This is a genomic window from Psychrobacillus sp. FSL K6-4046 (assembly GCF_038624605.1).
Lineage (GTDB): Bacteria > Bacillota > Bacilli > Bacillales_A > Planococcaceae > Psychrobacillus.
Genome location: NZ_CP152020.1, coordinates 3,283,308 through 3,309,368, shown reverse-complemented (window position 1 = coordinate 3,309,368; position 26,061 = coordinate 3,283,308). Strand labels below are relative to the sequence as shown.

Here is a 26,061-nt window from a genome sequence, read left to right as displayed (position 1 = left end):
CATAATTTACTACAATCCCTTTTTCACTTCACGACACTCACCCAAATAGTTCTTTGTCACCCACTCTAAATACTCTTTTACCTATCAAGTCAAAAAAACTTATTTTAATTGGAATATTCTAATTTTATGGAGCATATATATAAATAAGTTTGTGTTTAAAAGGGAGGAGAGTTAGGAAACAGATTATGTTCAAGCAACCTATTCCATAGATAAGTTAATAGACAAGCATAGGAAGATATAGATATGAAAATATAGTAATAAATTGGGGGACTATTTAGGTGAGATTAAATAAGCTTGGGATTATTTTAACTTCATCGGCATTGACCGTTGGGTTATTTTCTACTACTGTAAGCGCTGCTCCAAATGGGACGAATCAGACTAGTAAACCGATTGTACAGGTAGCTGCTTCAAACGTTGTTTATACAAAGGACGATTTAATTAAAAAGTTTCGCTCGTATTTTCCAAAGCAGTTTGATTCATTGAAAAGCAGTGATTTTCAGATGAGTAGTGGCAATTATTATACTCCAGAGGATGAGACATCCCGGTATAGTCTTAGCTTTACCCAGACAATAGAAGGTAAACGAGTTTATGGAAGTGTTGGGTTTGTTGGAGATAATTTAGATATTGAGCATTTTTCATATTCTCCACCAATTGGATCAGATGCCTTATTCCCGGCAAAGGTATCTAAGGACGAAGCTAGAAAATTAGCCGTAGACTTTGTGAAAACCTTGTTGAAGGAGGATTCCTATCAGCTCGAAAGCGATAATAATTACTATTATCCAACAAGAATTTTAACAGAACCAATTAACTACTCTTTTTCATTCACTAAAACTAAAAATGATATATCTATATCCGATAACCGTGTAGATATAAATGTTCTTGGAAACGGTCAAATTACTAGTTTTTATAAATATCCCTCTACACAAGAAAAGAATACATTTGATGAAGTAAAAAATATTAAGTCTGAAAAAGATATATTAAACAAATTAAAAGAGAATCTAGAGGTAGAGCTTCAATACCAGGTAAATATTGACTATCAATCGGGAGAGCGTACGGTTAAGCTAGTCTATCAACCGACAGGTAATTTTCTTGGATTGAGTGCTGCTACAGGTAAGTGGTTAACTCCAAATGGATATACGGATCAATTTCCATCCAAAGCAAAGCTTAAAAAGATTGTAGAGAAGCCTCTGCCTGCAAAGCAGAAGGGGATCACTATGGAACAAGCGAAGAAAGCAGCTGAAAAGCTGTTAGAAAATAAATCTGACAAGCTTAAATTAAGCATTCAATCTATTGATGAGATTGAGAACTATAATGGTCAGACGGTTTACAGTATTCAGTATATGTATAACCATAGAAACGGTGGTAGCGGTGCTAGTATTGAAATTAACAAGGCTACTGGGGAAGTCATTCAATATCACAATATGTTAGGGTATTTAATGAATGAACTTGGAGAGAAACAGGAAGTTGCCAAGCCAATTTCTCAGAAGGATGCTTTAGCGAAAGCAACAAGCTATATTAAAGAATGGTTCCTTCTTACTTACACAACTTTAGTATGCCTGTCGATGAGCCTTATTATGAGGAAAATATGGGCGCATATAACTTCTCCTTCCCACGAGTTGTTAATGGCATAATAGTAAGTGGAGATTCCATAAACGTTGGAGTTTCAGCAGATGGTTCCTTGAGCAGCTTATATGTAAATGAACAAAAGGTGGAAGAGTGGCCTTCTCTTAAGGAAGTGATTTCCGCAAAAGAGGCAAAGACACTTTTAAATAATTCTTTAAAAGTTAAACTGAATTATTCAAAGCAAATGCAAAAGAAAGATAATAAACACTATGACTTACTATATGTGCCTGTATATAACGACAGCTCTTATAGTACCCTAGATGCTACGACTGGTAAATGGAGCAGTCTGTTTGGTGGAGAGCAAAGCTCTGTGGTTGTTTCTCATCCAACTGCACAGGAAGAACTAAACTATCTAATAAGCACAAAAATTTTAGATGTAAAAGATGCTAAGGCTTTTAATGGAGATGCAGCTATTACGAAGGGCGAGGCCTTAAAAATATTAATGAATTCCTTAACCTACTTCTATGAGGGAAGGTATTATTATGGCAATGAAACGGTGGAGCAAACATTCGATAATATAGATCCAAAACATCCATTATTTCAGTTGATTGAACGTGCTGTAAGTGCTGAAATTATAAAAGCGGGGGATAAGAAGTTTGATGTTGATTCACCAGTAACAAGAGAAGAACTTTCTGCTTGGTATATCCGTGTGCTAGGGCTAGAGCATGCGGCTAAGCATTATGATATATACAAGGTTAACTTTGAGGATACAAATAAAATTAAATCCGACTACATTGGTTATGTAGCGTTAGCGAATAAGTATGGTTTATTTGCTACTGAAAAAAATCAATTTAATCCGCAACAGGAAGTTACTTATGCGGAAATGTCGGTTTCTACTATACGCTTAGCCCATGAAATTGCTAAAAAGGGAAGATACAATAATTATTAATCATTAAGCTAGGAGCCCTCGTTGAAGCGAGGGCTTTTCTACTTCTATCATTTGGTTAGTGGGGTGTAAAATGGTAAACAGATGGATCACTTTTGATTTAGATGGAACGATTATGCAAAATCCTTTTATTGATTATGTATTTCCTGAAATACGCAATGCCATTTGCGAGGAGAATAGGAACTTAACAAATTGTGTAGAATCATTTGTTGCTGAGCATAGAAATCGCCTGAATCAACGACAATACGTGGAGGCATATGATTGGGAAGAAATCATTACTTCCTATACCCAGTTACATGAGTTAAATTTGTTGATTAACGTAGAAGAGATAGTAAAAAAAAATTGTGTTCCAGGTGCCATCTATCTTTTAGAAGAAGGAATTTTAGAAGTATTGCAGGAGCTAAAACTAAGAGGCTATTCTCTTGCGATTATAACAAATGGCTACTCTAAATTTCAGATGCCAGTAATGAATGCTTTAGGACTGACCCCGTATTTTGATAGAATAATTACACCTGACATGATTGGCTATGCAAAGCCAGATGAGGGAGTATTTATGGAGTTAGGCGAAGTTGTAGCTCATATAGGAGACCGAATTGATCACGATATTATACCTGCAAATACTTGGGGTGCTAAGGCAATCTGGATTAACAGAAGCTTACCGGAGCAACTTAAGTCTATCAAGCTAGAGTTAAGAACCCGACATGAAATGCTCAGGGATATTATCCTAGCTAAACTGAGTAGAGAATCACAGGTTAATTTAAGAGCTATTCCAAGAGAAGCTATACCTTATTCTGTAATTTATAAATTGGAGGAGCTATTGGATATTTTTTTGTAACCTCACTTGCACTTACTTACAAAGGTTGGTAATTTAAGTAGTATCAAAGTTAAAGTAGGGAGTAAGAGCAATGGAGCAGTTCATGGTACCAATTCAATATAATATATTAAAGGAACAAGCCAAAAAGTTAGTAAAAGGTCTCAGTGTTACTAGGGATAGATCTGTTATAAAAGCATTAAAAGAGCTTGTTCAGGAAAAAAGTGCTGAGGTTTTTACAGGTATAAATGAAGAACAGCAAATGTTAATCGATAGAGTGTTGGAGCTAGAAAATAAAGAGCAACTCGAAGTGTATTTGGCAGAAGCTAAGAACTACGTTATTCCTTTCCCAGAGATTACGGGACAAACCATTAAAAAGTTTTTTCCAAAAGATAAGAAACTCAAGGCACCTAAGCTAACAGTTGAAGAAAGAAGCAGCATAGTATATTTTTGTATAACTGACATAGGTACTAACCGTAAATATATTATTTATGAAAATGCTGGTGAGCTTTTTGGAAGACGGGGAACATACGGAAACCAAGTGAAAAAAGGCATTTGCGCCATCTGTAACCACTTAGAAGAAGTAACCTTGTTTATGATGAATTCCAAAAAAGGTAGTGAGGGGACATTCACGAAGCAAGGAAATACGATCTGCATGGATAGCATAAAATGCAATGAAAATATAACGGATTCTACTAAGCTGACAGAGTTTTTTGGCAATGTAAAATAATTCAAAAATTCTCATTGATAGAAGCAAGTCAATCAATGAGCATATTTTATATACACCCCCTTTGAAGATTCCTAAAATAGTTCAATCAAACAACTTATTAAAGAAGCAGGCATTAATTTTATGCCTGCTTCTTTTTCTGTTCTTTAATGTGGGACTAGACAATATATTGGTGTATAGGGATATGTAAGCGTGTTAAAAGACGGATAAAGGGGACCAAAAGTATGCTTTCTAAATTCTTCTCTAAGCAAAAGCTGAATATCTACGCACCGTTTAGCGGCATTGTAAACCCTCTAGATCAAGTTCCAGATCCAGTATTTAGTGAAAGGATGCTAGGTGAGGGGGTAGCTATCCTGCCAGTTAGCGGAGATGTTTTCGCTCCTTGTGATGGTTCTATTATTCATCTTGCGACCACAAAGCATGCGATCGGTCTTCGAGCAGGAGATGGGACGGAGATACTCATTCATATCGGTTTAGAGACCGTGTCCTTGGGTGGACAAGGCTTTACTGCATGTGTAGAACAAGGCGACATAGTAAAAAAAGGACAATTACTAATCCAGGTAGATTGGGATTTTTTACGTGAAAAAGCCATAAATCTAGTAACTCCTATTGTAGTGACTAATAGTAACGAGAAGAAGGTCAATTTAATAGACACTCCACAAGCTGAAGAAGGAAAAACAATTCTTATGACGGTTTCTTCGAAATAAACGAATAGAGGTGAAAGTAGTATAAGAGTTTGTGGAATTAGTTAAGGCAATCATTATCTTTTATCCCATGAATCTATGAAAAGAATAGGAGATGCAAACAATGAAGAGCTATATTCAAAGGCTTGGTCGTTCATTAATGCTTCCGGTTGCAGTACTACCTGCTGCAGCAATACTGCTGGGAGTGGGGTATTGGCTCGACCCGACAGGCTGGGGAACTGACAATGTAGTTGCCGCTTTTCTTATTAAAGCAGGCGGGGCAATATTAGATAATCTAGCGGTCCTTTTTGCGGTTGGTGTGGCGATTGGACTTTCGAAGGAAAGAGATGGTGCGGCAGCACTTAGTGGGCTAGTTGCATTTTTAGTCGTAACTACTATGCTTTCTCCAGCTACCGTTTCCTTGCTTCAAGGAATTGATGTGGGCGAGGTAGATGCAGCATTTGGAAAAGTAAATAATGCCTTTGTCGGAATCCTTTCAGGAATGATAGCGGCTGCAATGTTCAATCGCTTCAGTCATGTAAAGCTTCCAGACTTCCTTGCTTTTTTCAGTGGAAAACGAATGGTACCAATTGTTACTTCTTTTGTGATGCTGGCTATTTCCGTAGCCCTATTCTTCATTTGGCCGATTGTTTACGGAGGGTTGGTTTCATTTGGAGAAACAATCAGTGGACTAGGAGCAGCGGGAGCAGGGCTTTATGGCTTCTTCAACCGTCTTTTAATCCCAACAGGTCTTCATCATGCTTTAAACGCAGTTTTTTGGTTTGATACGATCGGGATCAGTGATATTAAGAATTTTTGGTCAAGCACAGGGGAAAAAGGGATAACAGGTATGTATCAAGCAGGTTTTTTCCCAATCATGATGTTTGGTTTACCAGCAGCAGCGTTAGCTATGTACCATACAGCTAAAACGAAGCGGAAAAAACAAGCGGCATCCTTAATGCTTGCGGCTGGTTTTGCATCCTTCTTCACTGGTGTAACAGAGCCTCTTGAATTTGCCTTCATGTTTTTAGCACCTGCTTTATATGTGGTTCACGCTGCTCTAACAGGTCTATCCTTATTTATTGCTGCATCCTTTCAGTGGACAGCCGGATTTGGTTTTAGTGCAGGTTTTATAGATTATTTCTTAAGCTTGAGTATTCCAATCGCCAACCAGCCTTATATGCTCATAGTGCAAGGATTGGTATTTGCAGTTATTTACTATTTCTTATTCCGTTTCCTAATTATAAAATTCAATTTAAAAACGCCTGGAAGAGAAGATGAGGATGAGGTAGAGGTGGTAACAGAGGCAACTTCTGCTGATAATAAGTTTGCAGTAATGGCTACTAAAATTTTTGCTGGACTTGGTGGCAAGGAAAATGTAACGTCTGCAGAGCATTGTGCTACTCGTTTACGTGTAGAAGTTAAAAATATGGATCTAGTAGACCAAATGAAAATCAAATCGTCCGGGATTCATGGCATTAATGTAGTAGGGCCTAAAAGTATTCAAGTCATTGTTGGCACAAACGTTCAATTTGTTGCTGATGAGGTAGATAAATTGAGAAAGTAAAAGATTATATGAGTAATTAAACTAACTTAACATAGGCCGACTCTGAGAGGAGTCTGCCTCTTTTTTCTATTAAGAATTATGGAGGAGAAGCGATGGAAAGACATTTTAAAGTTACCGCTACAGAGGGTATACATGCAAGACCAGCAGCTATACTAGTTTCAGCGATAAAACCATTTATTTCAGCGGTTGAGCTGAAATATAATGGCCAATCTGCAAACTTACGATCCATACTTTCTGTGATGACTCTTTGCGTTCCAGTACACGCAATGATTACGATTGTTGCCGAGGGAGATGATTCCAAAGAGCTGTTGGATAAATTATCTGAAGTGATATTTTCACAAGGAATTGGTGAAGGATGCGAGAACTAGAGGGAATTGGCGCTTCAAGTGGATTGGCTATTGCTCCTGCATATTGTTTAATTGAGCCCAATCTCATCTTTGACCCAAAGGGAGTCCATGATACTGAGATTGAAATGGAACGATTGAAACAGAGCATCTCTAGTACAAAGAAACAGTTAAAGCTTATATATGATTCCACCAAACAATACATGGGGGAACAGAAGGCAACCATTATTGCTGCTCAGGAATTAGTGTTAGAAGATCCTGCCTGGTTAACTGCGATTTCAGATCAAATCAAACTAGGCAACAATGCAGAGATGGCCCTAACTAAAGTTGCCGATGTATATGCAACGACATTCGCTGAAATGGAAAATGACTATATGAAAGAGCGGGTAGCTGACATTCGAGATGTGGCCAAACGTATGCTTTCCAATTTGATAGGTGTAAATTTACCCGACCTTAGCTTAATTCAATCAGAGGTAATACTAGTTGCAGATGATTTAGTGCCATCTCTTACAGTTCAATTGAATAAGCAATATATAAAAGGAATTGTCACGAACGTTGGTGGAAAAACCTCTCATTCGGCTATATTAGCGCGTTCACTTGATATTCCAGCGGTAGTCGGTACAAAAAAGGGAACAATAGATATAAAGCATGGTATCCCTCTCATAGTAGATGGAGAAATGGGAAGAGTAATTATTGATCCTGTAGATGATATAAAAAGGTTTTATTTGAATAAACAAAAGGTATTAGTAGAAGGAGGCAAGTCTTTAAGGCATTACCTTTCTGTTCCTAGCACTACTGCCGATGGGCATACCGTTCATATCGTTGGAAATATCGGTAATACTCATGATATAGATGCCGTGCTCGCTCATGGAGGAGAGGGTGTTGGTTTATTTCGTACAGAATTTCTCTACATGAACAGAAGTGGGCTGCCAACTGAAGAGGAACAATTTGATGTCTACCGAACAGTGTTGTTAAAAATGCAGAATAAGCCTACTGTTGTTCGTACAATGGATATTGGTGGAGATAAGGGTTTATCATATTTAGGTCTTCCTAAAGAGAGTAACCCGTTTCTAGGGTATCGGGCAATTCGTATCAGTCTTGGTAGACAGCACATTTTTCGGACACAGTTACGTGCGCTATTAAAGGCTAGTGTTCACGGTTATTTAAAAATTATGTTTCCGATGATTTCAATACTTGAGGAATTTCGACTTGCCAAATCTATTCTGTTAGAAGAAAAACAAAAGCTTTTAAATGCAGGAATTCCTGTCTCAGAGAAAATTGAGATAGGCATGATGGTGGAAACGCCTGCTGCTGCAATGGTTGCCGACTTTTTTGTACAGGAAGCTGATTTTTTTTCCATTGGCACAAATGATTTAATTCAATATATGTTTGCAGCTGATCGCATGAACGAGCAGGTTTCCTATCTATATCAGCCCTACCACCCTGCTATTTTAAGAGCAATTCAGATTGTGGTAGAAGCAGCACATAAGAAAGGCAAATGGGTTGGGATTTGTGGAGAGATGGCAGGAGACCAAATAGCTATCCCGCTTTTATTAGGACTTGGAATAGATGAGTTCTCGATGAATCCTTCTGCTATTTTAAGGGCTAGATCTCAAATTACAAAATTAAACAAAGAAGAATTAAGCGAACACCTTAAGCACATATTAACGTTGGCTACCGACAAAGAAGTATCACAATATGTAAAAGAACATCTTCTGTGATCTTACTTCTTTCTTTTTACTAGTAAATGTGTAATGATGAAATATCAAGTGAAAGTAAAAAGGGTACTTGAATAGAACTTTGTTAGGAGGAGATTGGAATGGAAGAAAATACTGGAAAAGTAGAAATTGGCGACATTTTTACTGTAATTGATGAAAACGATGAAGAACAGGATATTGAGGTTTTAGGTTTACTAGAAGTCGAAGGTGAAACCTATGCAGCTGTTGGCTTTGCTGATGAAATTCAAAAAGAAACAGAGGAAGATTTCGATGTGTTCTTTTTACGTATAGAAGGCGAAGATGAACTAGCTAATATCGAAAGTGATGAAGAATTCGATAAAGTATCTGCTGCTTTTATGGCTGCAGAAGCTGAATAACATAGAAAATTATCTAAGGCTATAATCTACCTTAGAATCGAAAAGCACGAGAAATTTTACCAACCGTAAAATTTCTCGTGCTTTTTTAGCTGATTCATAGTTATGGTATGTATAAAATATCGGGGGACGGAGATTATAAAGGAGAGAAAGGATGATTCAATGTGGAAGATTATAAATTTGCAGAGTTAGATCAAGAACAGTTGCAGGAATTGCACGAGTTAGAAGAAAAACTAGGTGTGACTTTAATTGCCTATAATGCTTTTTTTACCAACTCAAGCACCACAACTGATCATTCTGCTACGATTTAAATAATCACAACTCTCATAGTAGTTTTTCGTTTTTGTTCACTTTAAAATAAAATAAATAATTTAAAAGAAATTTTTTTGGAAAATGAAAAACTATTAAAACTTTTATCAGTAGAGCTAGAGATATATCTGGGCTAGAGGTTAGTAAAGCCTTGTCTCCTTCTTACAATCAAAGAAAAAACCGTGAAACGTATAGTTTCACGGTTTTTATTAATAGAAGCTAGTTACAGCTTCATTCTCTAGTTGTTGAGGAAAAGATAAGTCTTCTTATAGGAACTACGTCAATCTTTGTAAGATAATTGAAGAGTTTACGTTTGTTTCATTACCGTCATCTTCAATTGATAGGAAAATGGAAAGATCAGAGCCATGGTTTCTTAAAGAAATAACATTTCCAGCATTTAAGAATACAATGGCCTGACCATTGTTTTGTTGAGTCCCGGCACGTGTACCGTAAAGAGTTTCCGGTAGTGGAGTTTCATTAACGAATATTGCAAATTGGTTATTTTCGATTCCTGTAACAGAATAGGTAATTAGATAATATCCTGAATTACCGACAGTGATAGTAGCTGTGCCAGGAGTGTGGGTAATATCACCAACTATTGGTCCAGTGGTATCAAATGTTACGGATCCGCCTACAGGTACTGTTTGTGTAGATCTGTTAAAGACCTGAGCAAATTCTGTAACAGCTGGTGCCCCAGTAGCCCCAGTAGCGCCCGTAGCTCCCGTAGCTCCCGTAGCACCTCTTGCCCCGGTAGCCCCAGTAGCCCCCGTGGCTCCAGTAGCCCCAGTAGCCCCAGTAGCCCCAGTAGCCCCAGTAGCCCCAGTAGTGCCCGTAGCCCCAGTAGTGCCCGTAGCCCCAGTAGTGCCCGTAGCCCCAGTAGCTCCAGTAGCTCCAGATACCCCGGTAGCCCCAGTAGCCCCAGTAGCCCCAGTAGCTCCAGTAGCTCCAGTTACACCCGTAGCTCCAGATACCCCAGTAGCTCCAGTAGCTCCAGTAGCTCCAGTTACACCCGTAGCTCCAGATACCCCGGTAGCCCCAGTAGCCCCAGTAGCTCCAGTAGCTCCAGTTACACCCGTAGCCCCAGTTACACCCGTAGCTCCAGATACCCCGGTAGCCCCAGTAGCCCCAGTAGCCCCAGTAGCCCCAGTAGCCCCAGTAGGTCCAACAGGTCCTCCTGCAGGTCCCGTAGGCCCAGTAGGTCCAGTAGGACAATTTCTACATTTATTACAATCATCATTTCTGCTAAAGTAATTATTTAAATCCATTGTTTCACCTCCTCTCTGTCACATCCTATTCGTTGAAAATAGATTGGAGGAGGTCAAAGGACTACTTGTCTAATTAAATTTCAAAAAAAAGCCACTTTTTTTGAGGAAAGTGGCTTTAAATAGGTAAAATGATTAATATACTAGGTTCTATTCTTCTAGACTATCTTTCAATATTTGCTCAAAGTATTTTTTATTACCTATTATTCGTTCATCGGTAGGTCTATATTTTCTTGCTTCCTCGTTATGAGAGTGAGCAATTCTATGTTCTTGAATTCGATCATAAAGAACGCAAAGTTGCAGGTGAGGTAACCAGGTAGAGAAATTAGTGTTTTGGAAACTGAGTAACTCTTTATTCTTATAGTTAAGAGCTTTCTTATACCAATAAATAGCCTCATGATTTTTATTTTGTTCCATAAAATGGTATCCTATTCTGCAACAAGCCTCTGGGCGTGGTATATCATAGGAAAGAGTTCTTAGCGTTGATAATAATGTTTGATGATGGTTGCCTAATTCATAGTAGCAGTCAGCAAGCTTGAAGCATGCTCTTATATTATCTTCAATCCATCCCTGATTGGACTGTAGAAATAATTCATAGTAAGTAATTGCATCATCATATTTAGCATGATCCATTAATTCGTTTGCAAAATAAAACGTATCACGTGGAGTTAGTTGTTTGCCGTCATCTATCATTTTTTGGTAGATACTTAAATTTCTATTGGAATCATGACTCAAAGGCAGATGACTCACTGCAACATCACTATCTAAAAGGTTACCTTCTACTGCTAAATATTCGTGGACCTGACCTATCCATTTAAATTGTTTTTTTCTATTAACAAGTCTATACCTACGTAATAGATAGGTTACATTCCCATTTTCATCGAAGGCTAAATGGTACTTCATAGAAATAGCGTCATAGGAATGATCAAGAGACGTTTTTAGTTGTTTTAGCTTATTTCGATCGTCCTCTGTAAAAACATCATCTGCATCGAGCCACAATATATATTCTTTGGTTGCTTGCTCAAAAGAATAATTTCGAGCCGCAGCAAAATCATCTATCCACTTAAAATCAAATATGCGATTTGTATATTGTTTAACTATTTCTTTTGTTTGATCAGTTGAGCCAGTATCGACTATATTAATTTCATCAACTATGTCTTTAACTGATGCAAGACATCTCCCAATAACTTCTTCTTCATTTTTTACTATCATACATAAACTTATAGTAATCATATTCAATCCCCCTTTGCTCCTTATATTTATATGTAAAATGTAAGGAGCCGGTTCTTTTATATCGCATACATATGTATGCCTGTTTTTGGTATAATAGAAAGAAAATTCGGTAAAAGGATGATACTTGAATGGAATGTACTATCGAATTCGCTAGAAAGCTTGATCAAGAGGATGATATAAATCATTATCGTCAAGAGTTCTATATCCCAGCAAATACTATATACATGGACGGCAATTCGCTAGGACTTTTATCTAGACGAGCTGAATTAGCCGTTTTAAATTTATTGGATTCATGGAAAAATTTTGGAATTGATGGTTGGACAAAAGGTGAGCATCCCTGGTTTCATCTTTCTGAAAAGCTTGGGGAAATGTGTGCCCCATTGATAGGAGCTATGCCAGAGGAAGTAATAATTACGGGTTCCACGACAACTAATCTACATCAGTTAATCGCTACCTTTTATAAGCCTCAAGGCAAGAAAACGAAAATTGTAGTAGATGAACTGAACTTCCCATCTGATCTGTATGCTGTTAGCAGTCAGTTATCCTTACATGGGAAATCACCAGAAGAGGATATTGTAATGGTGAAGGGGAAGGATGGGCTTTTACTCGAGGAAGATATAATAGAAGCAATGACTGAAGAAGTAGCCATGATTGTATTACCTAGTGTTCTATATAGAAGTGGCCAAATTTTAAATATAAAAAAGCTGACAGATGAAGCACATAAAAGAGATATTTTAATTGGCTTTGACCTATGCCACTCGATTGGGGCAATTCCTCATTCTTTAGATGAATGGGGAGTAGATTTTGCGTTTTGGTGTACTTATAAGCATTTAAATGGAGGTCCGGGATCTGTAGGTGGTCTTTATACAAATCAAAAGCATCTTGGCAAGAGTCCAGGACTTGCAGGCTGGTTTGGCTCTCGAAAAGAGAAGCAATTTGATTTAGAAATCTTCATGACACCTGCTGGCCAAGCTGGTTCTTTTCAAATAGGAACCCCTCATATATTAAGTGCAGCCCCTTTGTTAGGCTCTCTTGAAATATTTGGGGAGGTGGGCATACACAAAATAAGGTCAAAGTCAGAGCAACTAACAGAATTTATGAGAATTCTAATAGAGAACGAGCTAAGTAACTTTGAATTTACAATTATTACACCAAGTGAAAGAGAACAAAGAGGTGGTCATCTGTTTCTAATGCATAAGGAGGCAGCAAGAATATGCAAAGCGTTAAAATCTAGGAATATAATTCCTGATTACCGACCTCCTAATGGTATACGCTTGGCACCTGTAGCTCTATATAACACGTTTGAAGAGGTTTGGAAAACTGTAAATATATTAAAAGAAATTATGGAAAAGAAGGAATACTCCCAATATGATAATGAAAGAGAAGTAATAGCCTAGAAAGGGGAAAGCTTTTGTCTAATCCAATTGCTAATTCTGAAGAGAGAGAATCTAACGAAAACGGGATTCATACAAATTTTGTACAGGATATGACCTATGGAGATTACCTTAAACTGGATACCATTTTAGCTAGTCAAAATACGTTATCTACTCATCACGATGAGATGCTTTTTATAATTATTCATCAAGTGAATGAATTATGGATGAAGCTTATTCTTCACGAATTGACTAGTGCTATTCAAGCTATTCAAGAGGATCATTTACAAACAGCCTTTAAAATGTTAGCGAGAGTAACAAAAATACAATCACAGTTAATTCAAGCCTGGGATGTATTGTCTACTTTAACTCCTGCAGAATATTTAGAGTTTAGAGATCATTTAGGGAAGTCATCCGGTTTTCAGTCTTATCAATATCGTAAAATTGAGTTTGCTCTAGGGTACAAAACAGCACACATATTAAAAATTTACGAAAAGGATACGGCACTACACGAAGAGCTGAAGTTGGCGTTTGAATCACCAAGTATTTATGATGTGTCCATTGACTGTTTGGCTAGAAGAGGATTTCCTATTAATCCTGATTTATTGAAAAGGGATTACTCAATCACATATTCCGGTGACGACAGTGTCGCTGAGGCGTGGAAGACAGTATACAAAAATGTTGATCAGCATTGGGAGCTTTATCAGCTGGCAGAAAAGTTAATAGACATTGAGGATTGGCTACAACAGTGGAGATTCCGTCACATGAAAACAGTGGAACGAATTATTGGCTTTAAAGTAGGGACAGGGGGCTCCTCTGGAGTAAATTATTTACGAAAGGTTCTAGATCATCGTTTTTTTCCAGAGTTATGGGATTTGCGAACTAATCTATAGGGGTGAGGGAATATGTCTAATAGGTGGATAGATATTACGCTACCATTATCTAAAGAAATTGCGGTTTGGCCAGGAGACACACCATTTAGCTTTGAAGTGGTGCATACTAAGCAACAAACAGGTTCCGTGAATATAGGACAGATTACTGCAAGTGTGCATACCGGAACTCATGCAGATGCACCATTTCACTTTAATAATAGTGCCGATACGATAGAAAAGTTAAATATTAATAATTATATTGGAGCAGCTAAAGTCGTTGATGTAACAGGCTTGGACTTGATTGGTCGTGAGGAATTAGAAGGCTTTCATTTAGATGGTACAAAACGATTGTTATTGAAAACGAAAAAAGTGACGAATGTTGAACAGTTTCCTAGCTCCATACCTTTGTTAAGAGAGAATATAGGTGAGTTTTTACAAGAAAAGGGGATATTTTTATTGGGCTTGGATATTCCTTCTGTAGATGATATTGAAAGTAAGGAACTTCCGATACACCATACTTTATATCAGCATGGAGTAAATATTATCGAAAACCTATACTTGCAAGATGTTGCGGAAGGGGAGTATGAGTTAATCGCGTTGCCCTTAAAAATAGTTGGAGCAGATGGAAGTCCGGTCAGAGCTGTTCTAAGAGCACTTTAAATCTTAGATCAGAGAGTAGAATTGATTTCCGCCCCAGCCGGACGCTTTCCTCGGGGTGAGCGATAAGCCATCACCCATCGCTTACGCGCGTGGTAGTGATGTCTTATCTGTCTCACTCATCCCGTAGGAGTCGCCGTCTGGCGCTCCAATCAATAAATAGGAACCTCTTTGATGCATCGATAAATTGCTTATAAATTTACTCGCTTAAACAAAGCCGAAAAACTGTCACCAACCCCAATTTCATAATTTATTTGTCATTTGAAGGTCACTTATATAATGTTTACAGTCTATATATAAAAAGAATTGTTAGTCAAAATCAACCTATAACTTTAACAAAGCTTTTTAAAATAACACCAAAAAGTATGTATAGCGACTGCCTCCTATTAGATTAAATTTGACAATCCTGTAAACGTTCCTTCAAAATCATCCTGGAGAGTGAGAGAAATCATACTATATCCTTTTATACATGTTTATACTTAAGATAACATGGTATGTATGAAGCACAGGAGGAGTGATTACTTTGAAAAAGGTAGTTGTCGTAGGTGGGGGAATAACAGGACTTTCAGTCATGCATTATTTGCACCAGCTCAAAAATGAAAAATCCTTACAATTTGAAATGACCTTGATCGAATCAAATGAATACTTAGGAGGCAAGATTCATTCCGTACATAAGGATGACTTTATTATGGAGGTAGGCGCAGATTCTATAGTCGCGCGTCATGAATCAGTATTACCTTTAGTGGAGGAACTGGGATTAGAGGATGAGCTAGTATATAATGCAACAGGAATTTCTTATTTATATACGAATAATGAACTGCATGCCATTCCGGCTGATTCTGTGTTTGGGATTCCTACAAGTGTAGAATCGCTTGAAAGTAGTACCCTTGTGTCAGATGAAGGGAAAGAGGAAGCCTTAAAGGATTTAGATATGCCGAACGAAGGGTTTACGAAGGAAAGCTCTATTGGCTCTTTTTTAAAGCATTTTTTAGGGGAGGAGCTTGTGGAGAAACAGGTTGCTCCTGTTCTTTCTGGCGTATATTCTGGGGACTTGGACAAGCTGACTATGGAAACAACGTTGCCCTATTTGGTCGATTATAAAAATCAATACGGTAGTATTATCAAAGGACTCGGGGCTAACAAGGAGCGATTTCAAAAGTCTGCTAATAAGAAGTTTATTTCCTTTAAGGATGGCTTGTCTACACTAATTAACGGTATAGAAAAAGAGCTTATAGACTCTACTATTTTTAAAGGTGTTTATGTCACTAATATAGAGCAAAAGGATAGTATGTATTATGTGTCATTATCGGATCATCAAGTAGTAGAAGCAGATTATGTTATTTTAGCAACACCGCATGACGTAGCACAAAAAGTATTAAATCATAAGGAATTAGATACTGACTTCCATAAACTTAAAAACTCGTCTCTCATCAGTATTTATCTTGGTTTTGATATACCTGATGAGCAGCTACCTGCAGAGGGTACTGGTTATATTGTATCGGAAAACTCAGACGTGAAATGTAATGCTTGTACATGGACTAGCCGTAAATGGAAGCATACATCAAAAAATAGTAAGTTATTGGTTCGTATGTTTTATAAGAGCACGAACCCAGAATTTACACAGATGAAGCATATGACTGAGGAAGAACTAATTGAGGTTGCAATGAAGGATATAAGAAATAGTCTTAAGCTAGATGGTATTCCTCAGGTAGTAGAGGTAACAAAATGGAACGATATGATGCCAAATTATCATTTGCAACATGCAGAAGCGATCAAATCCCTTGAGAAAAAAATGAATGAGCTATTCCCTCAAGTATTATTGGCTGGTTGCTCATATTATGGAGTAGGAATTGGCCCTTGTATCAAAAATGGTAAAGAAACAGCGGAACAAATTGTAGAAAAGATGAAGTAATGCAAGACAAGATTACAGAGGACATCCCAAAGAAGAAATTCTTTGGGATGTCCTCTTCTGTTTTTCTGCTCAAATGAATGGTTCTTTATTGTAAAAAGAGTAACTAAGAGTGCAAATAAATCATACATATAGAAAGTATGAGGTTAGGTTTGTTATAAAAAACAGTAAGGAGCACAAATTATGCCTACAAGCTGGTATCAAGCAATCCCTGAAATTGTGAACTTAGTAGTGAAAGACGCTCCAGGGTCAATTTTAGATATAGGTGTTGGATTTGGAAAATATGGATTATTATTAAGGGAAGTTTTTGATATTCCTTATGAACGTTATGAAAAGGAATCCTGGCATCTTCAAATGGACGGTATAGAAGGCTTCAAGGAATATAATAATCCAGTACATGACTATGTATATAATAATATTTATTATGGGAATATTTTCGAGGTGCTTCCTACTTTAAAGAAGAGATACGACACTCTCTTATTGATAGATGTACTGGAGCATTTCGATAAAAAAGATGGATTGCAACTAATAGACGACTTATTAAAAATCACGAATAAATCTATTATTATATCAACCCCGCTATATCCAGCAGTGCAAGGGGAGTACTTAGGGAATGATCTAGAAACCCATAAAAGTCGGTGGAACATCATTGACTTCATTGATTATGATTTCAGATATAGTCAGGTAAAAATTCATGATAACGGGGCAAGTTTATTTAAAATATATCCGTCCCCTCAGAAGAAGCCTTCTTCTCCAAAAAATCATTTAAAGATTGGCTACCTTTTACCTCACCAGGGCTTAACCGGAGGAGTGAAGATGCTGTTATCGCAAATGGAAATGCTTCGCAAAAAAGGGCACCACATAACCGCGTTTTTTAGAGGTAATTTGGAACAGGAGAAGGTCATTCCTTCTTGGTCAGATCTTGAAGTGGATAAGGAGGTTATTATCCCTTACGGTGCACCGACAAATAGCTATGTAGAAGAGTGTGACATAGTCGTCGTAGGTTGGGTATACCAAATGGCGGAGCTAAAGGATGTAAAGCCTGCAGTTTTCTATTGGGAGCAAGGGCATGAAAGATTATTTGGAGACATTCCTGAAGTAAACTATGAAGAAGTAAGGAATACATTAAAAAACTATTATAAAACGGGGATCCCTGTTGTAAGTGTATCTAACTGTATCGCTCATATATTGAAAATTAAATATGGCCTGGATACCGAGATTATTCCTAATGGGATAGATACTGAAGTTTATAGACCTATAAGCAAGATAGATGTTAATGAAATACCAACTATTCTACTGGTGGGCAACCCAAGTCATGAATTTAAAGCATTTGGGGATGCTATGATTACTTTGAATTTATTATGGATTAAGGGTTATAAGTTTAAGGTGAAATGGGTGTGTCAATCGCATCCTGGTTACACTACGAATTTTCCTATGGAATTAATTGTCCATCCCCCTCAAGACGTTTTAGTACAAAGCTACCAAGAAGCTGATCTCTTTTTATTTACCTCGCTTTACGAAGGCTTTGGAATGCCTCCTTTAGAAGCAATGGCTTGTGGGTTGCCTGTAGTAACAACAGATTGTGGAGGAGTAAGGGAGTTTGTGATTGATGGCTATAATTGCTTACTGGCGGATCCTGGAGATACTCATCAATTATCAGGGCATTTGGAGAAGCTTCTGAATGATATGGAACTAAGGAAAATGTTAGCCGAAAATGGAAGGCAAACTGCATTAAGCTTTCGATACGAGCATGTAGTAGATCAAATAGAGGAATATATGAAGAAAATTATATAGGATATAAACTAATTTATTTAAATTAATCTTCTTACATCTTCTAAACATTTATTCTTAACTGAAGTGCCCAAATAAAAGTTTAAAAAACGAGGATGATTGTGATTTTTCATAATCACCCTCGGATTTACAGAGGTCAATATTGATTTAGAGAAAATAGATTTAACGTACAACTTCTGTGCCATTCTTCACTCTTTTTAGCTGGACTACTATTATTATGCTGATAATTACAAGAAGAAACCAAGAACTAATCTTTCCAATATGAACGATGGACCATACTTGCTCTTGGTTAGGATATTGCCAAGCTCCTAAAAAAGTAGTTATGTTCTCAGCAACCCAAATAAAGAAACCAATTAACAAGAAGGATAGAATAATAGGCATTTTATATACCTTTTCATTTACACGAAAACTGACGACAGTCCGGAAGAATGTGAGGAATAAGAGGGCCTTAAAATCCAGCGTATATCGTAAAAGTAATGATGTGTAAAAAAGTTCAAATAAATTAAAGCGCCTATCAGCACTGCAAAGATGGATGCGGGCCATCGATAAATATGCAGGTCAAATCTGCGCCATGCTTGACAAATGTAGCTTGCTACACTTGCATACATAAATCCGCTATAAAGCGGGACACCAAAAATTTTACTGTGTGCATCCTCTGGATAAGCCCATGAACCCATATGAACTTTAAAAAGTTCTAATGCTAAGCCAATCACATGAAATAGACAAATAACCTTAAATTCATCCCAAGTTTCTAATTTAGATGCTAGCATAAAGACCTGGCCAATAATACAAATAATGAGTATGAAATCATAGCGAGGCAAATACGGTATAGAAAATATCTTGGAGAGCGCTAGAGCTCCAAAAATAATTACAGGAAATAGGCATGAAATGGCTTGTAGATAACCAAAATATATAAAGTTCTTCACGTCATGGATTACCTCCTAACTGATGGTCTTTTTTGGTTTAAACAAACACATATAAAAGGGGACGAATAAAAAAAGAAGAAGTTTCTGAACTTTGATAGTCTATAAGGACTAACGGTTTCGAGAAATATTTAGAAAATATTCCTACCTTAATGACGCTTAATAGGATATAATATTCCTCGTAATCAGAGATATATTAAATGTCCGTAATAAGGGGTAATTTTAACAAAGGAGAATGTATGTGAGCGCTGAAAATAGTTCGGTTGATAGAAGAGTGAGAAGGACAAAGAAAATATTCAAGTCTCATTTTATAGAATTAGTGAAAGAAAAAGGCTATAAAAACGTTACCATTACGGATGTAGTAGAAAGAGCAGACTACAATCGAAGTACGTTTTATATATATTATAAGGATAAAGAGGATCTTGCGGAGGAGCTAGTGCTAGAAACTTTAAAGGATTTAGAATATGCCTTTCACAGTCCCTTTTTAGGCACTGCAGTTGTAGATTATCGCAAAATTATTTCTACATCAAATGCTTTTTTCAAACATTTATATGATCATAGAAGCGTTTATAGTCTTTTATATGTCAAAGATTCTATTCCAGGATTTCAAGAGTGCTTTTTAAATAAATTCAAGGAAATATTCTACGGTATAACCTATCTAAATGAATCGAATGAAGTCATTGGGATTAAACACTTCAATACTTATAAAATGTATGGGTCATACGGTGTGATTATAGAATGGCTACAAGAGGGCTGTATAGAAACACCAGAAGAAATTGCAGATATACTTTTAGAAATCTTTAAAACTTCAGAAAGTGCCTTTAAACTAGAGAAACCTTCTAATAGAAATTGAGATGCTAAGAAAACAAAACTTCCCATAGGCAATTTATAAGAAAAAGCACTTCTGTTCTCCTTGAACAGAAAGTGCCTTTTTTTATCGGTTTTTAACTTCACATTAATAAATCTCACAAAAAGAGTGGGCCAGTATTTTCAGCTACTAGCCCACTTTCTTGGAAATATATATTATATTTGTTTTTCTTTTTCAGAGTCCACAAGTTTTTTATCATCTTTTTCTTCATCATTGATAATATCTCTCGTAGAAGTTTTAAATTCTTTTAAGGTTTGACCAACCGCTTTACCTAGCTGAGGTAGTTTGGAAGGACCAAAGATTACTAGAGCAATAATTAAAACTAGTATTAGACCCGGGATACCTATATTTGGCATATTGTTTCCTCCTTGTCTGTAATTTGAATGACGGTGCACGTTTACTATAACATATCATTACAGAAAAATGGTCTTCCCTAGCTTAGATTCGTTGACTAATCTATATAGAGATTACACTAATTCTTTTTCTTTTTTCGCAGAAACTAATTGTCCGCCACCATTTTTAAGGTATTTAATCATACCTTCAGTTGCTCTATACGTAAGGGCAGCAGCAGTTGGTGTTGGATTAGTAGGTCCAAAGTGAGGGAAAGCAGATGCTCCACATACAAATAAGTTTTCTGCGTCCCACATTTGAAGATAATTATTTACTGCAGACGTTTCAGGATTCTCACCCATAATTGCTCCACCAGCATCATGTTGGAATGTGAATCTTCCACCGAAATGTTCTGCCATTGGGATTACGTCTATTATGTCAGCACCCATTTCTTTTACTACCTCGGCACATTTTTCTACAAGGAATTCATTACGCTTATGGTCTTCTGCTGTATAGTCGAATGTAACACGGATCAATGGATCTCCATTATCATCTTTATATACAGGATCTAAGTCTAAATAATGTTCCTTATGCGGTAAAATAGCTCTTTGTGAAACAACCGATACATTTCTATGGTAGTAATGTAATGAGTTTTTCTTGAATTCTTTACCCCAAGTTGGTGTTCCAAAAGGAGCTGGATTGTTCGCAATTGGTTCGTTTCCAAATAAGTGCATCTCTACTTGACCACCATGGATAAAATCGACATCACTATGGTCAAAGTTATCGGCATTGAAATCATTAAATGCTGAACCTAATGAACCTGTTCCAATGAAACTATTGAATTTCTCTTCTTCAAAGTAACCAATTGCTCCGGTAATTGTATGATGATCTGTATAGTTTTTTCCGATTACTCCAGTACCTGTTTTAGGATTATAAGGTTGTCCTATTCCAGATAAAAGAAGTAGACGAACATTATTAAATGTATAGCTTGTTAAAGCAACGATATCAGCTGGTTGCTCAAATACTTCACCAGTTCTAATATCTTTGTACAACACGCCTGTTGCTTTTCCATTTTCATATAGTACACGAGTAACTAAAGAATGAGTGCGTAATTCAAAGTTACCTGTCTTCTTAGCGGTTGGGATAACCGTTACAATCGGATCTGCTTTAGCCCCGTATTCACAACCATAGTTACCACAGAATGCGCAATATTGACAAGCGTTTAGTTGTTCTCCATCTGGATTTACATATGTTTCTGATACATTTGCAGTAGGAACTACAAACGGATGGCAACCAAGCTTTTCTGCTGCTTCATGGAACATTTTCATTTGTTTGAGTTTCTTTAAAGGTGGAGTAGGGTAGTCAATAGATCGTGGACCTGCCATAGGATCCACTTCCCCAGAAATACCAGCCATTTGTTCAAACTTAGAGTAGTATGGCTCTATTTCATCGTAAGTAAGACCCCAATCTTGGATAGTTACATCTTTCCCGATTTTACCTTCGCCGTACTTTTCAATTGTCTTACTGCGAATTTCAAAGTCATATGGGAAGTAACGATACGTTTGACCGCCCCAGTGAGCACCGCCGCCGCCAGTACCTGTACCTACAACTAGCGCATTTTCACTGCGGACTGGAGTTGCCTCATCATTTAATGTGTTTCTAAAAGTAATTGTATCTTTATTTAGTTTTTGCATTAGTTCTTTACGTACATTGTATTTTAGCTCATCGTGTCCATGAAGATAATCTTCAATAGATCTTTCAACTCCACGTTCAAGACCAACTACTTGATAACCAGCTTTAGTCAGCTCAGCAGCAACTATTCCGCCAGTCCAACCCATACCAGTTGTCACAACGTCTACTTTTGGTAATTTTGTAACCATAACCTTAGTAACCTCCATTTTTAAATTGCTTAGTGTTGATGTCCACCTAGACTAACAGGTGCTATTGAAACGAATTCTTCTTCATCTAAATAGGCAGTGTAAGACATTTGAGCTCCAGGGAATTCTTTCATCTTCCAGCCAGCCATGTCTTTGTTTCCACCATATAGTGGGTCAGCAAAGCACCCTTGAAGTGTTAGAGTTCTTAAATTAGTGAAGAATACTGCAGAGTTCATGAATTGCATTTCTACCTCACCCATTTGGAATGCAGTTAAAATCGCAATTTGTTGTTCCTCTGATAAATCTTTAAATAAAGTTCCATCGTGCTGTTTCTCAGAAACCTCGTTTAGCTTACGGACACCTTGAAGTAAAATTTCACTGTTGTCCAAAGGAATCTCACCAGCCTTAAATGGTCCCTTGCGGTAATCATCCGCATTAGTTCCCCATGGGCTAGCTAATGCCTTGTCGATAAAATATGGTACTCCTAAAGCAATAGCTCCTGGACCATGCTCATCCTCTGGATAGATTAGCTCAGTGGCAGCAGCTAATGCATCAAAGTCCTTTTGACGAACAAAAAACTGACGAGTCTCACTATAGTCTACGGCCTTATGAGTAGCGTCTACAGCAGTTTGAGTATTTTCTGACTTTCCGGCTACTAGGCTTCCAAGCGCTCCACCTAGTACGATACCTCCGACAGTAAGCCCGGAGTTTTTAATAAATTTACGTCTCGAAGAACGTTTATCTAAAAAAGTTTGTTTATTTTCTTGTTCTGACATTTTGGTAAACCTCCTATTATGATTTGCTTAATGGAATAAAGAATGCCAATTGTATATTAGTAAAAAGAAGCCTGTAAAAACTAGCAAACTGGCAATGAAATAAATCTGTACTTTTTCTGCCCAGCAAAGAACAATAATAGCTAAACCAATACCTGCACCAAGTAATGCAAACCAAGGGAAAGAACTGTGAGAGAAATGAAGAAAAAGTGCAAAGTCCGCTACTAGAAAGAGAGCAAGCAATATTTGATTCAATAACACTAGTTCTTCTCTATTATAATTAGACATTATTATCCTCCTTTATAAGTTGAAATTTTCTTAAGATGCTATTTCTGTAGAACTATGTAACGAAAGAATTTTATCAGTTAAAAGTATTATCTTCAATCATTAATAAAGGGACAATCGACTACTCACACAACATATTCATTGAAAGTGTCCATTTTTGCTAAATAATTAAGTTAGTTTCATAAATAAAATTTTTCCTACTAGATACGAACAAATTTTCTTAAATGGTTGAAACTATCTGCAGTGCCCATAGGTGATATGAAATGAAAAAAGAATAATCAACGATGATTATTTAAAAGAATACATCTTAGGTCTTAGTGGCTTTCCATCTGCAGTCTCTTCATAGAGTTTTCTCTTTAAGAGATGATAAAGAAATAAAGAAGTATTGTTCGTGGGGTGGGAAGATGGAAAAGGCGGTTTATATTGTATTAAGTGACACAGGCACCTGGTTTTCTAGGTTGATAGGAATGTATACAGGGAAAAGTAAAAATCATGCATCGATTGCTTTTGATGAGGAATTGAATGAAGTATATAGCTTTGGAAGAAAGCAACGATACAATCCTATTAACGGAGGATTTGTGCAGGAAGATGCTCGTGGTGGATTACTGTATCATGCTAATTGTTCCATTTTAAAATACAAAGTATCTTTGGACGAATATGATCGGATGCGTGACAAGGTGCTTACTTTTAAAGCAGAGCAAAAGAAGTATAAGTATAACTTGCTTGGTTTGTTTGGAATTGCTCTTCAGTTAAATATTCAAAGGGAGAATGCCTTCTTTTGTTCGCAGTTTGTTGCTACTATATTGAACGAGTCAACTATAGATATAGCTAAACCATCTTATGTTCAGCCGCATCATTTTGCTGAATATCCTGACATCGAACTAATTTATGAAGGTAAGCTAATTCACTTTTTAGTGGAAGAATCGATTATTTTAATAGAAAAAGAGTTCGTATTATAACTACTTCCTTTTTCCTATGCTGGAATATTTACTTATACATTTGGACAGAATGGAATAGAAGTAAAGTTAAAGCTAGGAGGATAAAAATTGGAAAAAGATCATTCTAACAACGAGACTAATCGTGAGACCGAGGATACGCTGACAAATAGACAGGGACATCCAATTACGAACAACCAAAATATAAGAACAGTTGGAAACCGTGGTCCAGCAACGCTTGAAAATTATGACTTCATAGAAAAAATAAGTCATTTTGACAGAGAGCGGATTCCAGAACGTGTAGTTCATGCACGAGGGGCTGGAGCACATGGGTATTTTGAAGCGTACGGAGCAGTTGGTAATGAAAGTATATCGAAATATACTAGAGCTAAGCTATTCCAGGAAAAAGGAAAAAGAACACCGGTTTTTGCTCGTTTTTCTTCCGTTATTCATGGAGGACATTCACCTGAAACGCTACGTGATCCTAGAGGATTTGCAGTGAAATTTTATACGGAGGATGGCAACTGGGATTTAGTAGGAAACAACTTAAAGATTTTCTTTATTCGTGATGCGATGAAATTTCCTGATATGATTCATGCATTTAAGCCAGATCCTGTTACAAATATTCAAGATGCAGAACGATTTTTTGATTTTTGTGCAAGCTCTCCGGAATCCTTTCATATGGTTACATTCATTTATTCGCCTTGGGGAATTCCAGCGAATTATCGCATGATGCAAGGCTCAGGAGTAAATACGTATAAATGGGTAAATAAAGATGGTGAGGGAGTCCTGATCAAGTATCATTGGGAGCCTAAACAAGGAATTCGTAATTTAACTCAATCAGAAGCTGAAGAAATTCAAGCGAAAAATTTCAATCATGCTACTCAAGACTTATATGATGCTATTGAAAAGGGAGATTTCCCTGAGTGGGAGTTAAATGTTCAAATTATGAGTGATGGTGAACACCCTGAGTTAGATTTCGATCCGTTAGACGATACAAAGTTATGGCCGAATGATCAATTTCCATGGATGCCAGTTGGGAAAATGGTGTTAAATCGTAATCCTCAGGATTATTTCATGGAAGTGGAGCAAGCAGCATTTGGTACAGGGGTATTAGTAGATGGATTAGATTTCTCAGATGACAAAATGCTTCAGGGACGGACCTTCTCCTATTCTGATACTCAACGTCATCGAGTAGGAGCTAACTATTTACAGCTGCCTATTAATGCACCGAAAAAGCGTGTGGCAACCAATCAAACAGGCGGCCAAATGGCATACCGATTAGATAGAGGCCCTTTCCAAAACCCTCATATTAACTACGAGCCATCTATTTTAGATGGATTACATGAGGCTGAACAAACTGGCAAGGAATACACCCCAATGATTAAAGGAAACTTAGTTAGAGAATCGATAGATCGCCAAAGTAATACGAAGCAAGCAGGGGAAACCTATCGTAATTTTGAACAGTGGGAGAAAACAGAGCTACTGTCTAACCTAGTGAATGATCTCTCTAAGTGTGACCCAAGAATTCAGGATAAGATGATTGCTCTAGCAGAGGAAGCGGATGAAGAGTACGGAAGACTTCTTAAGGAAGGCTTAAAAAATGCACCTAAAGGTGGCTCTAGTCAACATCCACTTGGGGACGTAAATGGAGAAAAAGCTCCACAGCAAGCGGTAGAAAATAGTCATGAAGCTGATCCTTATTGATATAAAAATTTAATACTCTAATATAAACAAACGTGAAATCGTTCCTTGATTTCACGTTTTTATTTTTTCTCAGTTGGTAACTATAGAGCTACGGGGGGAAATGACAGGGCCTAAGGAGATTAAGGATTTAAAAATTCAGAGAGCTTTTCTTATTTTTCTTACTTTTAAAACCTATTGTTGTACTAGGGAATAGAGTTCCTATATACTAATGATAATATAATAAA

General features: G+C 37.1%; 24 protein-coding genes and 1 pseudogene. 18 read left to right on the top strand and 7 right to left on the bottom strand.

All coding sequences use genetic code 11. The features are described from left to right. Positions 1 to 278: 278 nt before the first annotated feature. The 10 genes from MKY09_RS16240 (at position 279) to MKY09_RS16195 (ending at position 9,044) form a co-directional block, all read left to right on the top strand. Positions 279 to 1,631 carry a YcdB/YcdC domain-containing protein gene (locus MKY09_RS16240; RefSeq protein ID WP_342567114.1) on the top strand — a complete coding sequence of 451 codons (1,353 nt, stop codon included), beginning with the start codon at positions 279 to 281 and terminating at the stop codon, positions 1,629 to 1,631. Beyond that, positions 1,586 to 2,512: an S-layer homology domain-containing protein gene (locus MKY09_RS16235; RefSeq protein WP_342567113.1), complete on the top strand. Its 927-nt coding sequence runs from the start codon at positions 1,586 to 1,588 to the stop codon at positions 2,510 to 2,512. The genes MKY09_RS16240 and MKY09_RS16235 overlap by 46 nt, the downstream gene beginning before the upstream one ends. Before the next feature lie 70 nt (positions 2,513 to 2,582). Beyond that, positions 2,583 to 3,344: an HAD family hydrolase gene (locus MKY09_RS16230; protein WP_342567112.1), complete on the top strand. Its 762-nt coding sequence runs from the start codon at positions 2,583 to 2,585 to the stop codon at positions 3,342 to 3,344. A gap of 70 nt (positions 3,345 to 3,414) precedes the next feature. Continuing rightward, entirely contained in the window at positions 3,415 to 4,050 is a 636-nt protein-coding gene (locus MKY09_RS16225; protein ID WP_342567111.1) for a FusB/FusC family EF-G-binding protein, read from the top strand. Between the two features lie 221 nt (positions 4,051 to 4,271). Beyond that, positions 4,272 to 4,754, top strand: coding sequence for a PTS glucose transporter subunit IIA (locus MKY09_RS16220; protein ID WP_298470128.1), 483 nt, complete (start codon positions 4,272 to 4,274; stop codon positions 4,752 to 4,754). A gap of 100 nt (positions 4,755 to 4,854) precedes the next feature. Then, positions 4,855 to 6,297: an N-acetylglucosamine-specific PTS transporter subunit IIBC gene (gene nagE / locus MKY09_RS16215; protein ID WP_298470126.1), complete on the top strand. Its 1,443-nt coding sequence runs from the start codon at positions 4,855 to 4,857 to the stop codon at positions 6,295 to 6,297. Positions 6,298 to 6,389: 92 nt separating this feature from the next. Next, the gene (locus MKY09_RS16210; protein WP_169360521.1) at positions 6,390 to 6,665 is read left to right on the top strand and encodes an HPr family phosphocarrier protein; all 276 of its coding nucleotides are present in this window, start codon (positions 6,390 to 6,392) and stop codon (positions 6,663 to 6,665) included. Beyond that, complete coding sequence (gene ptsP, locus MKY09_RS16205; RefSeq protein ID WP_342567110.1) at positions 6,653 to 8,362, top strand: phosphoenolpyruvate--protein phosphotransferase; 1,710 nt, start codon at positions 6,653 to 6,655, stop codon at positions 8,360 to 8,362. The genes MKY09_RS16210 and ptsP overlap by 13 nt, the downstream gene beginning before the upstream one ends. A 98-nt stretch (positions 8,363 to 8,460) precedes the next feature. Next, a complete protein-coding gene (locus tag MKY09_RS16200) occupies positions 8,461 to 8,736 on the top strand; it encodes a DUF1292 domain-containing protein (protein WP_298470122.1) in 276 nt (91 codons plus the stop codon). Between the two features lie 161 nt (positions 8,737 to 8,897). Next, positions 8,898 to 9,044, top strand: a complete 147-nt coding sequence (locus tag MKY09_RS16195) for a hypothetical protein (protein WP_342567109.1) — start codon at positions 8,898 to 8,900, stop codon at positions 9,042 to 9,044. Between the two features lie 273 nt (positions 9,045 to 9,317). On the opposite strand, the gene MKY09_RS16190 is transcribed toward MKY09_RS16195, so the two are convergent. Both MKY09_RS16190 and MKY09_RS16185 read right to left on the bottom strand, forming a co-directional pair. Continuing rightward, positions 9,318 to 10,307: a collagen-like protein gene (locus MKY09_RS16190; RefSeq protein ID WP_342567108.1), complete on the bottom strand. Its 990-nt coding sequence runs from the start codon at positions 10,305 to 10,307 to the stop codon at positions 9,318 to 9,320. 147 nt (positions 10,308 to 10,454) lie between these two features. Next, positions 10,455 to 11,537: a glycosyltransferase family 2 protein gene (locus MKY09_RS16185; protein WP_298470116.1), complete on the bottom strand. Its 1,083-nt coding sequence runs from the start codon at positions 11,535 to 11,537 to the stop codon at positions 10,455 to 10,457. 128 nt (positions 11,538 to 11,665) lie between these two features. On the opposite strand from MKY09_RS16185, the gene kynU reads away from it, so the two are divergent. From kynU to MKY09_RS16160, 5 genes are all read left to right on the top strand, one after another. Next, complete coding sequence (kynU, locus tag MKY09_RS16180) at positions 11,666 to 12,934, top strand: kynureninase (protein ID WP_169360515.1); 1,269 nt, start codon at positions 11,666 to 11,668, stop codon at positions 12,932 to 12,934. 14 nt (positions 12,935 to 12,948) lie between these two features. Continuing rightward, entirely contained in the window at positions 12,949 to 13,803 is an 855-nt protein-coding gene (kynA, locus tag MKY09_RS16175; protein WP_298470112.1) for a tryptophan 2,3-dioxygenase, read from the top strand. A gap of 12 nt (positions 13,804 to 13,815) precedes the next feature. Next, entirely contained in the window at positions 13,816 to 14,442 is a 627-nt protein-coding gene (gene kynB / locus MKY09_RS16170; RefSeq protein WP_342567107.1) for an arylformamidase, read from the top strand. Positions 14,443 to 14,962: 520 nt separating this feature from the next. After that, entirely contained in the window at positions 14,963 to 16,351 is a 1,389-nt protein-coding gene (locus MKY09_RS16165; protein WP_342567106.1) for a protoporphyrinogen oxidase, read from the top strand. A 180-nt stretch (positions 16,352 to 16,531) separates the two neighbouring features. Next, positions 16,532 to 18,142 (top strand): glycosyltransferase family 4 protein, encoded by a 1,611-nt coding sequence (locus tag MKY09_RS16160; RefSeq protein WP_342567105.1) that lies wholly within the window; start codon positions 16,532 to 16,534, stop codon positions 18,140 to 18,142. Between the two features lie 159 nt (positions 18,143 to 18,301). Here the strand turns inward: MKY09_RS16160 and MKY09_RS16155 are convergent. Next, a pseudogene (locus MKY09_RS16155) lies at positions 18,302 to 19,065 on the bottom strand (DUF817 domain-containing protein). A gap of 238 nt (positions 19,066 to 19,303) precedes the next feature. On the opposite strand from MKY09_RS16155, the gene MKY09_RS16150 reads away from it, so the two are divergent. Further along, a complete protein-coding gene (locus tag MKY09_RS16150; protein ID WP_342567104.1) occupies positions 19,304 to 19,915 on the top strand; it encodes a TetR/AcrR family transcriptional regulator in 612 nt (203 codons plus the stop codon). A 170-nt stretch (positions 19,916 to 20,085) separates the two neighbouring features. Here the strand turns inward: MKY09_RS16150 and MKY09_RS16145 are convergent, their stop codons facing one another. The 4 genes from MKY09_RS16145 to MKY09_RS16130 all read right to left on the bottom strand — a co-directional run bounded on the left by MKY09_RS16145 (position 20,086) and on the right by MKY09_RS16130 (position 23,198). Continuing rightward, complete coding sequence (locus MKY09_RS16145) at positions 20,086 to 20,286, bottom strand: twin-arginine translocase TatA/TatE family subunit (protein WP_169360510.1); 201 nt, start codon at positions 20,284 to 20,286, stop codon at positions 20,086 to 20,088. Between the two features lie 111 nt (positions 20,287 to 20,397). Then, on the bottom strand, positions 20,398 to 22,140 hold the full coding sequence (locus MKY09_RS16140) for a GMC family oxidoreductase (protein ID WP_169360509.1): 1,743 nt from the start codon (positions 22,138 to 22,140) through the stop codon (positions 20,398 to 20,400). A 29-nt stretch (positions 22,141 to 22,169) separates the two neighbouring features. Further along, positions 22,170 to 22,913 (bottom strand): gluconate 2-dehydrogenase subunit 3 family protein, encoded by a 744-nt coding sequence (locus tag MKY09_RS16135; RefSeq protein WP_169360508.1) that lies wholly within the window; start codon positions 22,911 to 22,913, stop codon positions 22,170 to 22,172. Positions 22,914 to 22,940: 27 nt separating this feature from the next. Then, positions 22,941 to 23,198: a hypothetical protein gene (locus MKY09_RS16130; protein WP_169360507.1), complete on the bottom strand. Its 258-nt coding sequence runs from the start codon at positions 23,196 to 23,198 to the stop codon at positions 22,941 to 22,943. Positions 23,199 to 23,599: 401 nt separating this feature from the next. Between MKY09_RS16130 and MKY09_RS16125 the strand changes: the two genes are divergently transcribed. Then, the gene (locus MKY09_RS16125; protein WP_342567103.1) at positions 23,600 to 24,154 is read left to right on the top strand and encodes a hypothetical protein; all 555 of its coding nucleotides are present in this window, start codon (positions 23,600 to 23,602) and stop codon (positions 24,152 to 24,154) included. Between the two features lie 87 nt (positions 24,155 to 24,241). Beyond that, entirely contained in the window at positions 24,242 to 25,837 is a 1,596-nt protein-coding gene (locus MKY09_RS16120) for a catalase (protein ID WP_169360505.1), read from the top strand. Positions 25,838 to 26,061: the final 224 nt, after the last annotated feature.

Coding starts and splice junctions, on each gene's coding strand:
- MKY09_RS16210 (WP_169360521.1), top strand. CDS start 6,390: ATGGAAAGACATTTTAAAGTTACCGCTACAGAGGGTATACATGCAAGA.
- MKY09_RS16190 (WP_342567108.1), bottom strand. CDS start 10,307: ATGGATTTAAATAATTACTTTAGCAGAAATGATGATTGTAATAAATGT.
- MKY09_RS16225 (WP_342567111.1), top strand. CDS start 3,415: ATGGAGCAGTTCATGGTACCAATTCAATATAATATATTAAAGGAACAA.
- MKY09_RS16135 (WP_169360508.1), bottom strand. CDS start 22,913: ATGTCAGAACAAGAAAATAAACAAACTTTTTTAGATAAACGTTCTTCG.
- nagE (WP_298470126.1), top strand. CDS start 4,855: ATGAAGAGCTATATTCAAAGGCTTGGTCGTTCATTAATGCTTCCGGTT.
- MKY09_RS16125 (WP_342567103.1), top strand. CDS start 23,600: ATGGAAAAGGCGGTTTATATTGTATTAAGTGACACAGGCACCTGGTTT.
- ptsP (WP_342567110.1), top strand. CDS start 6,653: ATGCGAGAACTAGAGGGAATTGGCGCTTCAAGTGGATTGGCTATTGCT.
- MKY09_RS16200 (WP_298470122.1), top strand. CDS start 8,461: ATGGAAGAAAATACTGGAAAAGTAGAAATTGGCGACATTTTTACTGTA.
- kynB (WP_342567107.1), top strand. CDS start 13,816: ATGTCTAATAGGTGGATAGATATTACGCTACCATTATCTAAAGAAATT.
- MKY09_RS16145 (WP_169360510.1), bottom strand. CDS start 20,286: ATGCCAAATATAGGTATCCCGGGTCTAATACTAGTTTTAATTATTGCT.
- kynU (WP_169360515.1), top strand. CDS start 11,666: ATGGAATGTACTATCGAATTCGCTAGAAAGCTTGATCAAGAGGATGAT.
- MKY09_RS16235 (WP_342567113.1), top strand. CDS start 1,586: ATGGGCGCATATAACTTCTCCTTCCCACGAGTTGTTAATGGCATAATA.
- MKY09_RS16220 (WP_298470128.1), top strand. CDS start 4,272: ATGCTTTCTAAATTCTTCTCTAAGCAAAAGCTGAATATCTACGCACCG.
- MKY09_RS16140 (WP_169360509.1), bottom strand. CDS start 22,140: ATGGTTACAAAATTACCAAAAGTAGACGTTGTGACAACTGGTATGGGT.
- MKY09_RS16160 (WP_342567105.1), top strand. CDS start 16,532: ATGCCTACAAGCTGGTATCAAGCAATCCCTGAAATTGTGAACTTAGTA.
- MKY09_RS16130 (WP_169360507.1), bottom strand. CDS start 23,198: ATGTCTAATTATAATAGAGAAGAACTAGTGTTATTGAATCAAATATTG.
- MKY09_RS16230 (WP_342567112.1), top strand. CDS start 2,583: ATGGTAAACAGATGGATCACTTTTGATTTAGATGGAACGATTATGCAA.
- MKY09_RS16185 (WP_298470116.1), bottom strand. CDS start 11,537: ATGATTACTATAAGTTTATGTATGATAGTAAAAAATGAAGAAGAAGTT.